At 54.3% G+C, this 15,645-nt stretch carries 10 protein-coding genes; 5 read left to right on the top strand and 5 right to left on the bottom strand.

Going from position 1 to position 15,645, the window contains the following annotated elements; all coding sequences use genetic code 11:
- From B4A77_RS03170 to purF, 3 genes are all read left to right on the top strand, one after another.
- Nucleotides 1-1,210 (top strand): hypothetical protein (locus tag B4A77_RS03170; protein ID WP_290738241.1); only part of this gene is annotated, 1,210 nt, incomplete at its 5' end.
- Nucleotides 1,211-1,704: 494 nt separating this feature from the next.
- A complete protein-coding gene (locus tag B4A77_RS03175; protein WP_290738244.1) occupies nt 1,705-2,649 on the top strand; it encodes a geranylgeranylglycerol-phosphate geranylgeranyltransferase in 945 nt (314 codons plus the stop codon).
- A gap of 247 nt (nt 2,650-2,896) precedes the next feature.
- Nucleotides 2,897-4,282, top strand: a complete 1,386-nt coding sequence (gene purF / locus B4A77_RS03180; protein ID WP_290738247.1) for an amidophosphoribosyltransferase — start codon at nt 2,897-2,899, stop codon at nt 4,280-4,282.
- Between the two features lie 8 nt (nt 4,283-4,290).
- Here purF and B4A77_RS03185 read toward each other — a convergent pair whose 3' ends face one another.
- A complete protein-coding gene (locus B4A77_RS03185) occupies nt 4,291-5,211 on the bottom strand; it encodes an NAD-dependent epimerase/dehydratase family protein (protein ID WP_173366888.1) in 921 nt (306 codons plus the stop codon).
- 327 nt (nt 5,212-5,538) lie between these two features.
- On the opposite strand from B4A77_RS03185, the gene B4A77_RS03190 reads away from it, so the two are divergent.
- Complete coding sequence (locus B4A77_RS03190; protein WP_290738249.1) at nt 5,539-6,924, top strand: TrpB-like pyridoxal phosphate-dependent enzyme; 1,386 nt, start codon at nt 5,539-5,541, stop codon at nt 6,922-6,924.
- Nucleotides 6,925-7,020: 96 nt separating this feature from the next.
- On the opposite strand, the gene B4A77_RS03195 is transcribed toward B4A77_RS03190, so the two are convergent.
- The 4 genes from B4A77_RS03195 to B4A77_RS03210 all read right to left on the bottom strand — a co-directional run bounded on the left by B4A77_RS03195 (nt 7,021) and on the right by B4A77_RS03210 (nt 15,263).
- Entirely contained in the window at nt 7,021-9,264 is a 2,244-nt protein-coding gene (locus tag B4A77_RS03195; RefSeq protein WP_290738250.1) for a DUF6055 domain-containing protein, read from the bottom strand.
- A gap of 136 nt (nt 9,265-9,400) precedes the next feature.
- The gene (locus tag B4A77_RS03200; protein ID WP_290738253.1) at nt 9,401-10,291 is read right to left on the bottom strand and encodes a hypothetical protein; all 891 of its coding nucleotides are present in this window, start codon (nt 10,289-10,291) and stop codon (nt 9,401-9,403) included.
- A gap of 52 nt (nt 10,292-10,343) precedes the next feature.
- Nucleotides 10,344-13,769 (bottom strand): MFS transporter, encoded by a 3,426-nt coding sequence (locus tag B4A77_RS03205; protein ID WP_290730682.1) that lies wholly within the window; start codon nt 13,767-13,769, stop codon nt 10,344-10,346.
- Nucleotides 13,770-13,853: 84 nt separating this feature from the next.
- Nucleotides 13,854-15,263 carry an aminopeptidase P family protein gene (locus B4A77_RS03210; RefSeq protein ID WP_349678370.1) on the bottom strand — a complete coding sequence of 470 codons (1,410 nt, stop codon included), beginning with the start codon at nt 15,261-15,263 and terminating at the stop codon, nt 13,854-13,856.
- Between the two features lie 69 nt (nt 15,264-15,332).
- Between B4A77_RS03210 and B4A77_RS03215 the strand changes: the two genes are divergently transcribed.
- Nucleotides 15,333-15,641: a hypothetical protein gene (locus tag B4A77_RS03215; protein ID WP_173365592.1), complete on the top strand. Its 309-nt coding sequence runs from the start codon at nt 15,333-15,335 to the stop codon at nt 15,639-15,641.
- The last annotated feature ends 4 nt before the right edge of the window (nt 15,642-15,645 follow it).

Here is a 15,645-nt window from a genome sequence, read left to right on the forward strand (position 1 = left end):
GCCTCTAGATGGCGACTGCGAAGATGATGAATGCGTTGAAGAGGCTGATTCGGCCGCTACGGAGAGAGCGCTTTTAAAGAAGACCGCCCGAAATTCAAGCGGTTCAATGCTTGAAAAGCTTGCGGATATGGGGATATCCCTTCATGAGGTGCAGTGGGAATCCATGTCCATGACTGGCAATATTGGCAACAATGCGACTTCACGGAATCGTGAAACAGGAGAATTTCCCAAAGCGGCATGGTCTATACTTGGAGGCGGAAAAAAACACGGAGGTATCCTAAAGTTCAAGGATGACATCCTAGGAATTCAACCGCTTGAAGGAGTTCGAGTCACGGGTGGCTATTCCTATTATTGGCGAGAAGCCCATACCAACGCCGAAGGGAAATTCAGCATACCCGAAAAATGGAGTTTTAACATTGACTACGAAGCTAATTTTGACGCCGAAAATTTCTTGCTAGAAGACGGGCATTCCGATTTTGGTGAAGATTTAGAAATTGAAAAAAATAACATGAGTGGGGACTGGAAAGAAACGTTCACAGGATACCGAGCAAAATGGTGCATCGTATGGACTGCTGCATATCAATATTGGTACGGAAATAATTTTGGTCTGAAAAGGCCTAGGCAAAACACAGCAACTAACTGGAGTTTAGATATTGAAGTATATTATGATGAATATAAAACAGATGATTATTACGCAGAAAATAACGAAAATACGCAAGGAGAACATAGCTTTTGGCTTTCAGCAGAAGATATCGGAATTCTTGCTGTAGGTATTTCGCCCTGGGTTTTATATTCAACAACAATTCATGAAATAGCCCACTCCTCGCATTATTGGAATATGAAAACCACAAATCCCCTCATACCACAATCTGCAGAATTTGGTTCTTTAGACTCGAATTACACGGACACCTATGCACGGGGAATAGAAAATTATTTTTCAAATGAAAAATATAAAAAAAGAAGACGAGATTACAATTTTCAATACACAGGCCTTGTCGAAGATTTAATGGGAACATATGAAGATTCTCCGTGTAAACAAAAAGATGTTTATGGTTTTTCAATAACCAGCATTGAAGCTGCTTTTTTCCAAAATAAAACTTTTTCTGGAATGAAAAGTTATTTAAAAAAGAACAATCCTTCTGGAAAAGATGGAGTGCATTATACATCAAGCGCTCTAGATAAAATATTCAAATGTTGGGGAATAAAATGAGAAAGTTTTTCTGTTTTTCAATCCTATTATTCTTTCTGGCGTGTTCTTGCGATTCAAACGACTACCAAGAATGCTATGAACCGTTATACCTAAATGAAACCAATGTCGAGATTTCGCTATTATACGGATCCATAAAAGATGACGAGATAAAGTTAGACACACTATCGATTGCAATCGGAGATACAATTTATAATACCGACGGAAGCTCCTTCCCTTTTTTGCACAAAGAGGGATTGAGCACATTTGGGCCATATTTATACGATGTACTTTTAATATTCCATACAACTCCGCAGAAATGTCTGGCATTCAAAGATGAAATATTGCCGAATCACGATATCAGGAGTTTTTCATCTTACGAAAATCTTGGAATGTGTTATTACTGTTCGATGCGAGGACAATCCGTTCCAGACGGAATGCTCTACCGCATAACAGAAGACTTGTTGAAACAGGCCGAACCTTGCGAATAGAACAATTCCTTTTTATATTTGTAGCCGATGTTTGTCGAACTCATCAAGATGACCCGCCCCAAGAACATCGTGATTGCGATAATCACGCTCGTGGTCGGGTATATGCTGCTCGGGTTTCCCTATTCACTGTTCTTGCCCGACGACTGCAATTCCGACTTTGATTGGATTGGTTGGTCAACCGTTATGGTGGAAGCATTCGGGTTCGCATTCGCCATCGGGTTTGCGAACATCCAGAACGACATCCTGGACCTGGAAAGCGACAAGTTGAACCGCCCCGAAAGGCCGCTCGTAACCGGGAAAGTTTCGGTAAAGGCCGCACGCATAACCTGGATTGCCTTGTTCGTACTGATGCTCCTCTGCGGACTTGGCGATTCAAACTCTTCCTCTCCGTTTGAATACCTTCCGCTCGGCTTCTTCTTTTTACTCGGGGTGCTCCTGATAGCCTACAACAAATGGCTCAAGCATATTCCTTTGTTAAAGAACATGACAGTCGCGTTCCTCTGCACGACTCCCCTGTTCTACGCCCTGATGGGTTATCTCATTCTATCCAATCTCATCCTACCAGGAAACGACTACGCACATGAACACATCTGGGCGATTATCCCAGCGATTCCGTTCGCATTCCTGCTCACGACCGCGCGTGAAATCTACAAGGACCTGGAAGACGAAACAGGCGACCTGAAGGCGGGCATCATGACGTTCCCGCTTATCGCGGGCTCGGCGACAGCACGGAAACTTGCCGGAGCAATCATCCTCTTCACCTGGATTTCGCTCCCGCTCCCGGTATTCTACATGGACAAGGTGTTCGGACACAACTACCCGCCGCTGTTCCTGATTATCACGGGAATTGCGCTCACACCGATATTCGCCGTAATCCTATTCAGTGCCCACCGCAAGAACTACCGCCGGGCACAGTCGCTCACGAAGGTGGCAATGTTCGCAGGCCTCATTGCGCTCATCTGCAGCCTGTAGAATTTCGACAGAAGCATTTTCCCGCATAAACCACATTACATATTCTGTAATACACTTTTTGCATTTGGAAAAAAAGTGTAAAGAAATCGGCCGTTTTGGCCATTTTCGCCAAAAATTTCGTCATTTTTTTACCTGCTCCGCACCACGACCGATTCCTATATTTTTCCGCGGCCGCTTCCCCGCTTGCACCCGCATGGGTGGGCTACGACCCCGAGGTAAGGGAAGCAAAACATTCCGAAGAGGCGTTATGCTCGAAGAATTGCACGAAGAATGCGGAGTCATCGGCATTTACAATGGCGAAAATGTCGTCCGCAATGTCACCATGGGTCTTTACGCACTGCAGCACCGTGGCCAGGAAAGCGCTGGGTTCGCAGTCACCGACGGGGACAAGGTCCGCGTCCGCAAATCCATGGGCCTTGTATCGACTCTCCTGCGGGAACACAATGTCGATGAGTTGCAGGGATTCGCAGGCATCGGCCACGTGCGCTACAGCACTACCGGGGCATCGACGCTAGCCAACGCGCAACCGATTCTCGTGAGCTGCAAATGGGGGCAAATCGCGGTCGCGCACAACGGTAACATCACGAACGCGAACGAGCTCCGCGCCGAGATGGAAGCCGAAGGGCACATTTTCCAGACGACATCCGACTCCGAAATCCTCCTGCATGAAATCGCGCGCACCGAGGCCGACGACCTCGGAGACGCCATCAAGAAGGCCATCACCAAGTTTACCGGAAGTTTCTGCCTCGTATTTATCAGCAAGGACACGATGTTCGTCGCCCGCGACGGATTCGGGTTCCGTCCACTCTCCATCGCCCGCATGGGCAAGTCCTGGTGCGTGGCATCCGAGACCTGCGCTTTCGACTTGCTCGGCGCCCACTACATCCGCGACATACAGGCGGGAGAGTTCCTCACCATCACGCAGAACGGGCTGCATTCCGAAAGGTTCACGCACAAGGACCGTCTCGCCCACTGCATCTTCGAATACATCTACTTCAGCCGTCCGGATTCCAAGATCTTTGAACAGAGCTGCGACAAGATCCGCCGCAAGATGGGCAAGCAGCTCGCAAAGGAATGTCCCGTCGACGCGGACATCGTGATTTCCGTGCCCGACAGCGCGACGACGGCCGCACTCGGCTACTCGCAGGCAAGCGGCATCCGTTTCGAAATCGGCCTCTTGCGTAACCACTACGTGGGCCGTACCTTCATCGACCCCACGCAGAACGTGCGCGAGCAGAAGGTGAAGCTCAAGTTCAACCCCATCGAGGGTGTGCTCAAGAACAAGCGCGTCTGCGTGGTGGAAGATTCCATCGTACGCGGGACAACCCTCAAGATCCTCTCGCGCATGCTGCGTGACGCGGGCGCTCTCGAAGTCCACATCCGCATCGCATCGCCCCCCGTCGCACACCCCTGCTTCTTCGGCATGGATTTCCCGAGCCAGGGAGAACTTGCCGCAAGTTCAATGACGCCCGAAGAAATCGCGAAGATGCTCGGAGTCGAAAGCCTAGGCTACCTGAGTGTCGAAGGCATGAAGGAATGCACCGGCGAAGGCGAGAACTACTGCGCGGCATGCTTCGACAACGACTACCCCGACTACATCGGGACAGACGCAACCAAGACACGCTGCGGATAAGTTAAAAACTAAACCTGGCTAAACGTCCACTTCACGTGGTCCATCATGAAGTCGTGCCCGTCAAAGACAAGGCCGAACTGGTCCTTTATCTTTTGCACGTCGAAGAGCATCGGCTCGTCGCCCCAGCCGAGGTCCTGCTCGACAATTTTCGTCTTGCTTTCCGGACGAAGCGAAAGCATCATCTCCGCGATTTCCCTCCAACTGATCCAGACGGAACCGAGTCCGAGGAAAATTTCCTCGTTCTTGTCCGACTCGAGAACCTTGAGGTAGAGTTGCGCCTGCTGGCTCGCATGGATGAACTGCGTACCGTCGTTTTTGACGATGTGGATGTCGCGGTCTTCCTTTACCGCCTGCGCCATCTCGAAGAAGCGGCGGTCGGGCTGCGAACAGCCATCAGGGAAAGCGGGATTTCCGAAAGTGTAGCCCGGACGGATGATGTTCCTCTGCATTGTCACTTCGGGGAAATTCGTGCCATAGCCATGACGGAAACCGAGCACGAAAGCCTCACCAGCAGCCTTTGTCGCACCGTAAAGGTCCATCGGCAAATTGCTCGTCACTTCGCGCATGGACGGGCGCATACGGCCCATTGCGGCAGTGCTGCTCGTCTGGATGAACTTCTTGCAGCCGGCCTTGGCGGCCATTTCCAGGAGCATGACGGTCGCGCGTGTGTCGTTCATGAGCATGGTGCTCGGAGTTTCGCCCCACCCAAGCGCAATATGGATACAGGCGTCGCACCCCTTGAGGCCTTCGCCCATCTTGTCGAAATCCGTAAGGGAAGCCTCGACAAAACTCACTCCGGAATGGCTGCGCAGCGAAGGAACCTTGTTGGGATGCCTTGTTGCAATAACGACTTCATGTCCCTTCTCAAGAAGGGCCTTGACAACATAATGTCCGATAAAACCGGTACCACCCGTAACAAAAACGCGCATAGAAACCTCTTTTCGTATCTTGAAAAATAATGTCTTTTAGGGGAAAAGGCAACTGTATTTTTACAAAAAACACGTGTATTTCAAAAAAATTTCGAAGAATCCCTTGCCATCCTTAGTGTCATTAAGGTATATTTGCGTACATGAAATTCGTAGCAAGCATCAACTTCTGGTGGTGGCAGGCCCTATAATTAGGAGTCCGGTATTTTTGCTACGGTATTCAAAAGATGCAGGCTCCTTCAATGGGAGCCAATTTTTTTGCAAGAAACTTTTGGATGCCCCACAAGAACCTGAAACTGACGCAAACTACAAAAAAGAAAGGAATCTAAAATGAGAAACTCGCTCAAGCTCGACGGCCCGGTCAAGACTTACCTCGACGAAAACGAACTCCCGAAGGCATGGTACAACGTGCGTGCCGACATGAAGAAGAAGCCCGCACCGCTCCTAAACCCCGGTACCGGCAAGCCGGTGACCTTCGAAGACCTGCAGCCCGTATTCTGCGACGAACTCATCAAGCAGGAACTCGACAACGATACCGCCTACTTCGAAATTCCCGAAGATATTCTCACTTTCTACAAGATGTACCGCCCCTCCCCGCTCGTCCGCGCCTACTTCCTGGAACAGGCGCTCGGCACTCCGGCGCACATCTACTACAAGTTCGAAGGCAACAACACCTCGGGCTCCCACAAGCTGAACTCCGCCATCGCGCAGGCATACTACGCCAAGAAGCAGGGCCTCAAGGGCGTGACCACCGAAACGGGTGCTGGCCAGTGGGGCACCGCCCTTTCGATGTCCACCGCTTTCTTCGGACTGGACTGCCAGGTCTACATGGTGAAGGTCTCCTACGAACAGAAGCCGTTCCGCCGCGAAGTCATGCGCACCTACGGTGCTAGCGTCACCCCGTCGCCTTCCATGACGACCGACATCGGCAAGAAGATCAACGCCGAATTCCCGGGCACCACGGGTAGCCTCGGCTGCGCCATCTCCGAAGCCGTGGAAGCCGCCGTGAAGCAGCCGGGTTACCGCTACGTTCTCGGTTCCGTGCTGAACCAGGTGCTACTCCACCAGTCCGTCATCGGTCTCGAAACGAAGGCCGCTCTCGACAAGCTCGGCGTGAAGGCCGACCTCATCATCGGTTGCGCCGGCGGTGGTTCCAACCTCGGTGGCCTTATCAGCCCGTTCGTCGGCGAAAAGCTCCGTGGCGAAGCCGACTACGACATTCTCGCCATCGAACCGGCCAGCTGCCCGAGCTTTACCCGCGGCAAGTATGCCTACGACTTCTGCGATACCGGCAAGGTCTGCCCGCTCGCCAAGATGTACACACTGGGCTCCAGCTTCATCCCGTCTGCAAACCACGCCGGCGGCCTGCGCTACCACGGCATGAGCACCATCCTCTCTGAACTCTACGACCAGAAGCTTATCCGCGCTGCTTCCGTGGAACAGACCAAGGTGTTCGAAGCCGCGAAACTCTTTGCCCAGACCGAAGGCATTCTCCCGGCTCCGGAATCCAGCCACGCCATCCGCGCGACCATCGACGAAGCGCTCAAGTGCAAGGAATCTGGCCAGGCGAAGAACATCGTGTTCGGCCTCACCGGCACGGGTTACTTCGACATGGTCGCCTACCAGAAGTTCAACGACGGTGAAATGAGCGACTACATCCCGACGGATGAAGACATCGCGAAGAGCCTCGCCCAGCTTCCGCAGGTTCAGGGTTAATCCCTAATTTGTCATCCCCGCCTCCGAGCGGGGATCTTTCAGAATTGAAAAGGTCCCGGATCCAAAGTCCGGGACTTTTCATATTCAAGGAGTTCCTTAATTCTTGCGGCCCGTCACGCGGTAGCGGTACTCACGTCCGTTTTTCTTGACGCGGACAAACAGGGACTGTTCCTTCGAGTCAAAGTAGAGTCGCGGTTTCAGCGAATCCACAGCACGCTTGCCCGTAAGAACCGGGTTAACCGTCGTCGAATCGTCCCCGGGGCCTACCGACGTAGAATCGTCGGCTACGGTGTACCACTGCGCGTTCTCGATACTCGCGGTCGCGTCGGTCGGGGGCGTTGTGAGGTTTGCGCCGTAGTTCGCGTTGTTGAGCATGCCGTCGTCGACCATGCCGTAGAACACGCCCTTCGTAAGTTCCTTCGTGAAGTTGTTCTCGAGGTCGCCGCGAAGCTGGGCCGTGCCGGAAAGTTTCTTGCCGTTTACCGCCCACATCACGCCATAGACCTGCGCGTAGTCCGTCACGGTGGTATTCACGATAATCGAAATCGCCCCCACCTTCGCGTGCCCGCTGATGGTACCGCTCACGAGCCAGGCGTCTTCTTCGAGCACGGCATCGTCGGAGATTGTACCCGCGGTTACGAGCGCACGCCCGCGGACAGTCGCGTTCCCGCTAATTGTCCCGCCGTTAATGACCGCGAAATCCTCGATTCGCGCGTTCCCACTAATCGTCCCGCCGTTCACGACCGCGTCGGGGCCCACGTAAACGCTCGCATCGACCTTCGCCTTGCTGCTCACGAGGCCACCGCCGTTGCTATGCTGCTTGTAGCCGCTCGCATTCGCGGGCTTCCAGAAATCCTTGTTGTAGCCTTCGGGAGCGCCGTTTACGACTTCGATCATGTACGGGTAGCGGTAGATGCTGTAGTAGAACTGGTCCCAGAGAATCGTCTGCATTTCAGTCGGAGTTGCAGTCACGGCCAGCCACAAGGCCTTGTCATTTGCCTTCGTTTCGATTTCCAGGTTGAATCCCGTGCCATGCTTCATCTCGCTATAGCGCGGCGTTCCATCGCTGCCTTCCGCCACAAGGCCGACAGTCCATCCCGAAGCCGGGTTCGGCAACGCATCCGGCGCGTAGTTGCACCACCTGTACGTCTTGCCCATGTAGTAATCCGTATTGTCGCCAAAACAGGTGTAACCGTTCACGGTCGGCTTGTCCTGCACGATTCCGCGGAACTTGACCGTGACCTTCCCCGCCTTTTCGGGGTAGATGCGCACCAGGTTGTAGCCCCAACGCTGCGGTGCCCAGTAGGAGGGAGAAATGTAACGGTCCGCGCACGCCTCGCCAGCATTCCCGCCAGCAGCCTCACCCGCCGCACATTCCATCTTGTTCAGCATGGTCACGCGCGGGTGCCTGCGGTAATTGTCGCCCCAGCCCGAAGCCTCGCGCCTCGTCGCAAATTCGTAATCGCCCCAAGACTTCTTGTACAACGCCTTTTTCGCGGGCGTATATTCGAGCGTCGCGTTCTTCATCGCGAACTTGCCAAACTGCTGGTTCAAACTATCGAGCGACCAGCCGTAAACCTTCATCATGGCCGTAAACGGAGTCTGTTCCATGCGGCCGGCTTCCCCATCGCGGATGGATTCCATCCATATACGGTTCACCTCGTGCGCGCCCTTGTTGCCGCCGCCGAATTCCTCCTTAAGGTGTTCGAAGAACTGCCAGTTGCAGTAACGGTCACGCGTAGAGCCGTAGTAGAGGAACGGGTAGTTGATAAGGTATTCCGCGCAGTGGGCGTCGTTCGGGTTGTACTGGTGCGCCATCCAGTTTGCGTGGCATTCCGCAAACCAGCCCGAATGGCTGTTATTGCCCATCCAGCCCGCCACTCCCTGCAGGCCGTGCGCAAACTCGTGCGAGGTTCCCCAATAATCCTTGAGGGAGCCCACGCCAATCCACATACCGGGCCCGTATTCGCCGTTCAGGCCCTTCACGTAGTCCTGCCCGCCGTAGAGCGCCGCCATCACGGAGTTGTCGAACACGTAGATGTTGCTCTTGAGCTTCCTATCGGGGCTACTCGGGAACGGGAGCATCCATCCGAGCGAATCGATGTAGAACGAGAACACCTTCTCGAGCGACTGAAGCACGCCCTGCGCATCCGCCGTAGGGATAGACACGTTGTTTGCCTGCCCGTCATCCGTCTTGGGCTTCTTGCAGACCTCGAAATGCTCCGATTCAGCAATCAGCGTAAAGCCGTTGCTTGCGCACTGGTTTACCCACTCAATGGCCGCGGCGTTCGAAACCAACCCCGCCACGGCAAACCCAACCAACATCCTGTTCAATTTCATTGCGTACTCCAATTAATACCGCACAAAAATTCCGACACACCCGCATCGGCTACTAGTGAATTTATCCTTTTTTGCGCAAAAAAAGAAGGGCTCCGGAATATTCCGGGCCCAAAAGCGTGTAAAATCCGTGCAGAAACTACTGGTTGCGCCCCAGTTTCTTGAAGTCGGGGGTGAGCTTCGCGCAGGCGCTGTCCTTCGGGGCGCTGCGGTACAGCACGAGCTCCTTCTCGAAGAACCCCTTCGTAGAGGCGCTCACGCTCCACTTGCTCCCCGCGGGGCAATTTTCCAACAGTACCTTCGAAACCGCAGTAAAGCGGCCGCCCGTTACCTTGTAGTCAAATGCGCTTGTCGATAGCGAGTCGGGAATCTGCAGGGCCGCCGCATTGCCAACCGCCTTGCTCTTCGCGTAAAACGCCTTCTGGGCTTCCATGTACTCGACGGCCTTCTGCTGCATTTCCGCGATGGAATCGGAAACCGACGCGGCCTTCACCGTCTCGTGGCAGCTACGCACTGCAAAAAAGGCAACCACAACCGCCACCACGACAGCAACCGGCAGGGCAATCTTCTTGAGCGGGACATTCCCCACCTTCGCAATGACTTCGCGCAGGGATTCGCCCGACTCTTCCGGGGCGGCCTCGCCCGTTTCCCACTTGAGCAGCCTGAGCGCCACAAGGACATGCACGAACTGCTTGGGCAAGGCAAGCCCCAGCGCCGCGATTACAAGCAGGACAATCGCTATCACCATGAATACGGCCAGGGCACTTTCGGCAGACGGAAGCAAGCCCTGAACCTCCTTAAGGAGCGACAGAAGCTGTTTGTCCTCGGCAAAGTTCTGCGAGGCGAACCGGCCCGTAAAATTGTTGTAGCGGGCAAGTCCCAGTTTCACTCCGTCAGAAGCCATCACGAGGACTGCCGAAAGCAGGCGTTCCAAAAAGAGGAACACCATGCCCACAAGCGCTATCACGCAGGCAATCAGCCGCGCCGTCCGTACCGGAGTCAAACCCGTTTTTTTCGCATTATCAATCATCAACTGTCAACCATCAACAATCAATCATCAACTATCAATCATCAATTATCAATTATTTTCCCGCCAGTTCTTTCGCGAGTTTCTTAGCTGTGGTAAAGTCAGCCTTTCCGGTACCGAGCTTCGGGACCTTCTCCACCGCATACGCCACCGCAGGCAGCATAATCGGGGGGAACCCGCTCGCGCGCAGTTCCGAAAGCACGTCCTTCGGGTCCTTATCACCCTGGTAAAGGAGCACAATCTTCTCGCCCTTCGCAGAATCCGGAATCGAGGTCACCACGTAGTCGCAGCCCTCGAGCACCGGCGTATCCTGAATCTTCTTTTCCACTGCACCGAGGCTCACCATCTCGCCACCGAGCTTGGCAAATCGGCTGTAGCGGTCCACAATCGTGAGGAAGCCATCTTCGTCGAGGTAGCCCTTGTCGCCCGTACGGTAGTAGCGCTTGCCGTTAATCATCGTAATCACGCTCTTGGTGCGTTCCTCGTCCTTGAGGTAGCCCACCATCACCTGGCAGCCACCGATAAGGATCATACCCGCCTCGCCCGTAGGCAGGGGTTCGTTCGTATCGGGGTCCACAATCAGGAACTGCGAGCCCGGGAGCGCCATGCCCACCGTGCCCGGCTTGTTGTTCACCTGCATAGTCATGTAGTCGCTGTGCAGGTTGTTCTCGGTATTGATACTTGCCACCGGGGCGGTCTCGGTACAGCCGTAGCCCTCGTAGATTTCCTTACCGAACTTGAGGCGGAACGCAGTAGCAAGTTCGGGGCGCAGGGCTTCGGCACCCGCGATAATCAGGCGCACGTACTTGAGCGCCATCGGGTGCACGTAGCGGCTAATCGTAAATGCACGCAAGAACGTCGGGGTTGCAACAAACGCAGTCACGCGGAATTCCGCACAAACTCGCGCCATCGTCTTCACGTCGGTCGGGTCGGCCACGGTTACAATCGGGCAGCCTTCCGTGAGGTTCAACAGCGTAGTCACGGTAAGGCCAAAGCTATGGAACAGCGGGAGTTCCGAAAGCATCACGTCAGCGCGTGTCACGTTGAAAATACAGGCGAGCTGCTGGATGTTGCCCATGAGGTTCCTGTGGCTCAGCATCACGCCCTTCGGGGTTCCCTCAGAACCCGAACTGAACATGATGGCCGCGATATCGTCGAGCTTCACGCGCTTGCGGAAGCAGAACTTGATAAGCCAGCACGGTGCAATAATGCAGAAGACCAGGTAGAACGCAATCTTCGCCTTCGGGATAACCTTCATGAAGTCTTCCGCATAGAAAATGCGGAGTTTGTCGCTTGCAATCTGCGAGTAGTCGTTCCCGCGCATCTTGAGCTTTTCCACGAACTGCCTGCTCGTAATCACCGTCTTCACGTCGGCGCGGGCGGCGCAGAACTTTACGTTGTCCACAGAGGAGGTGTAGTTCAGGTTCACGTTCGTCTTGCCCAAAAGCCAGAGAGCGAGGTTCACGATGACGCCTGCCGGAGAAGGCGGCAACATGATGCCCACGTTCTTCTCGTCGGGGCCAAGAATCTTCTTCAGGTGCCTGCTGAATGCGATAACCGCGCCCATCAGCTTGAAGCCGGAGAAGTGCCCGCCATCGGGATTGTATATGGCAGGGCCGTGCTTCACGTACTTCTTGTAGGTGCGAATCCAGCTGTCGCCGATAGGCTTCACGAACGAGACCGCATAGTTCCAGGCGCTTATGGAAATGTTGCGGATGATGGTGCGGACCTCGTTTGCCGGTGTAGTTGCGGGAATGGACTCGCCAAATGCGACGGTCACGGTACGTTCCGCAGAAGCGCCGTACATGTCGGAACCGCTATAACTGTAGTTGGAGCCCCACAGGCCCTGGATGTAGAACGGCACGACCTGAGCGTCGGTGCCCTCTACCGCCTTCGAATAGTCGATGCTGAACGGTTCAACGTGCGGGGAACGGGCCACCTCGCCCGTCGGGAAAATCACCACCGCGTGGCCCGCCATGAGCTTCTCGTGAATCTTCTTCATGGCGTCTTCGGGATGGCGGTTATCGATACGGATGCTCCCCAAGCGCTTGAGCATGGAGCGCAGGTACCACTTCTCGAAATGGTCCTTGTTGCTAGCGATGCACAGCGGGCGCGGGCAGGCCATCTGCACCATAGCCCAGTCAATAAAGCTGTGGTGGTTACCGACCAGGAGCACCGGACCGTCGTTCGGGATATTGCCCACGTTGAGCACGCGAATCTTGTAACGGCTAAACACCAGGCGCAACAGCGAGCGGACAAGCGCCTGCGGAAGGTTCAGAATGGACCAGTAGAACACGCCCACCGAAATGAGCGCGAGGCCGATAAAGTAATACGGCGGTTCAAGAGACGTGTAGCGGACCAGCGAGGAATAGATGAACAGGAACACCACGAGCACAAGGGCCTGTATCATGTTCGCGAGCGCAATGACCCAGCCCGAATTATTGGGACGGGTGTTGTACTGCAAGAGCGCATTCACCGGAACGAGGAACATGCCACCGAAGATACCGATTGCCGTGTAGAGGATAGAGAGCGCCACCGGATGCACGAAGAACGGGATAAGGAACATGCAGAGCGATGCACCGATCATGCCGAGCGGCACAAAGCCCGTCTCGATAAAATCCTTCGAGTTATGTGCCGCAATGATAGACCCCACCACGAGGCCCACGACGGCAAACGCGAGGTAGTTCTGCATGGTGTTGACTGTCTGCGAACCCGAAACATCCTGGAACACAAGCAGGAACACCTGGGCAAGAGCCCAGAACATCGAAAGCGCAATGATGGAGGCACGAAGCGTGCGATGACGCCAGCCAAAGCTCAGGCGGCGGCGGGCTACGGAGAACTTGATGTTCTTGTCGTTGTACTTGACCTTCGGGATAAGGAAACTAGCGACCGTACCGAGCACGCTCACCGTAACGAGAATCCAGGGAATCACGACAGACTTCGAAATAATGACCCCGACAGCCTCGTAGCGCACAAGCGCCTGAAGGTCGATAAGGTTCACGCCAACGATGGCAAGCCAGCTCGAGGCGATTATGCCTATCAGGGAGAAAATCTGCAGGAAAGCGTTCGCGTAGCTCAAGTGGTGGACACCGAACATTTCACGGATAATCGCGTACTTTGCCGCGCTATGGACCGCAAAACCCGAAGACAGGCCGATAGAAAGCCAGAAAGCCACTCGCGGGCAGTTACAGGTGACAAGGACCGCCTGGGCGATAACAAATAGCGTCATGAACAGGGAGGACCACGCGAGCACCTTGTTCTTCGAGAATCGGTTCGAGAAGAAACCGGCGGGCCAAATCATCAGCACGTAAGGCGCGATGAAGAAAATCTGGAGCATGAACGTCTGCCAGGTCTGGCCGGTGGTTGCGCTCGTAAACGAGCCCGAGAGAATCTTTTGGGCATAGATAAACACGCCCATCTGAACAAACACTGTCGCGAGAATCGATAAGAAATAGCGGACAGAACCTTTAACTTTCCACATGAAAAACCCTTAATTTGACCTGCGGGGGCTTTTCCCCGCAGGATTACAATTCGGGTGTAAATTTAGAAAATAGCACGTTTTGCCTCAACGGCTAGGCATCAATCGTTCGATTTCATCGGGCTCTTTCGGGATATTTTCCGAAATATTGCGGAATCCGCCCTTGGTTATCAGCAGGTCATCCTCGATGCGGATGCCGATTTTTGCAAAAATGCGCTTGCCGCGGAAAACGCCCGAAAATTCGCCATAGAGTCCCGGCTCGCAAGAGATAAGCATTCCGGGTTCAAGGGTGACATCGAGCGAACGGGAACCGGGGTCGCCCTCGTGAATCTGTTCCCCGATAAAGTGGCTCACCCCGTGCGGCCGCCTGTCGTACAATAGTTTATACGAGCCCTTCGCGCCGCGCACCAGCCGCGTTTCGAGTTCCTGCATGATAAAATCCCAGGGGACATTCCCGATTTCCCTCAGCGACACGCCCGGGCGCACGAACTTCTGGTATTCCTTCGCCGCATCGAGCACTATCCGGTAAAGCAGCTTCTGCAACGGATTGAAGCGCCCGTTGACAGGCAAGGTGCGCGAAATATCGCTGTGGAGCGACCCGATTCGCACGCCGAAGTCCAGGAGGACCATCTCGCCTGCACGCAGGGGCTCGTCGTTTTTCACATAATGCAGGCAGCAGGCGTTCTTCCCGCAAGCGCAGATTGTCGGGAACGCAAGGTCGCCGTCGCTGTGGCGCTGCATCTCGTAGTCGAGCATGAGCGAGAGGTCGCGTTCGGTACGGAGCTCGCCAAAACGCGAAAGCACTTCGCGAAAAGCCCCGTCCGTCACCTTCTGGGCCGCCTCGGCATCCACAATGCGTTCCGGTTCCAGCGGCAGACGCAGTTTCCAGTGCAGCGGAGCCGCACTCCGGAGCACAACATCCATGCCGCGCAAGGCCTTGAGCATCGACTTGCGGAATCGGTCATTGTGGTCGTCGCGGAACTTTTCGAAGAAATACGCATAGGCATGCCCACCCTTCGGGAGCCTCGTCGCCCGCATCGCAATCTCGTCCCAGAGTTCGGATTCGGGACGCACGTCGGCAATCCCCGTCACCTTCCGGACCCCGCTATCGCCTTTCAGGAAACCGAGGCGCCTTCCGTTCCAGAACTCCCTGAACGGGTCTTTCGGGGGCACAAACAAAATTTCCTCGTCCGTTGCAGGGTCCAGAAGCAGGTAGCAACCCGCCTGGTTGATGCCCGTGAGGTAAAGAAACGCCGGTTCCTGCACAAACTTGTTCCAAGTCTGCACATAGGCCTCCTCCGAGCCCGGATCGGCCGGTATTCCGGCAAAGACGCAGAACGAGTCGAGAGCCTTCAACATGGCCCTACGGCGTTTTTTGTACAAATTTTTGGAATTGTAGCGCGGGGAATCGATAAAAACCTGCGAATAGGGTCGAGAAAAAGCCTTTGTTGCCATTTTTTCCTCAGGAAAAGTAAAATTTCGCCATAAATTTACCATTTTAGCGCTCTTTCCGTTTCAAATTATTATAGATTTTAGGCATCACAGACTAGAATGGAGCCTGAACAAATGTCACTTACAAAAAAATGGAAAGTTATCCTTGCATCCCTTTCGTTCGCACTCTTGACCGCATGTGCCGGCTCCTCCGGTGGCGGTAGCGAAGGCTACAGCGGCGATGACGGCGATGAAGCCGCATCTGTCGAAGGCGGAAGCAGCAGCAAGCCTTCCAAGCCCAAGGAAGTTATTGACGAAAACAAGCTGAAGAAGACCGAAGACGAAGCCATGGCCGCCAACGAAGAGAACCATAAGCTCCGCAAGGAAATCTTCGATGCCAAGAACAAGTTGGGCATTCCGGTGGAACGTCCCGACGCCGAGTAGGCCA

This window comes from Fibrobacter sp. UBA3718 (genome assembly GCF_002371935.1).
In the GTDB taxonomy this organism is placed as follows: Bacteria; Fibrobacterota; Fibrobacteria; order Fibrobacterales; family Fibrobacteraceae; genus Fibrobacter.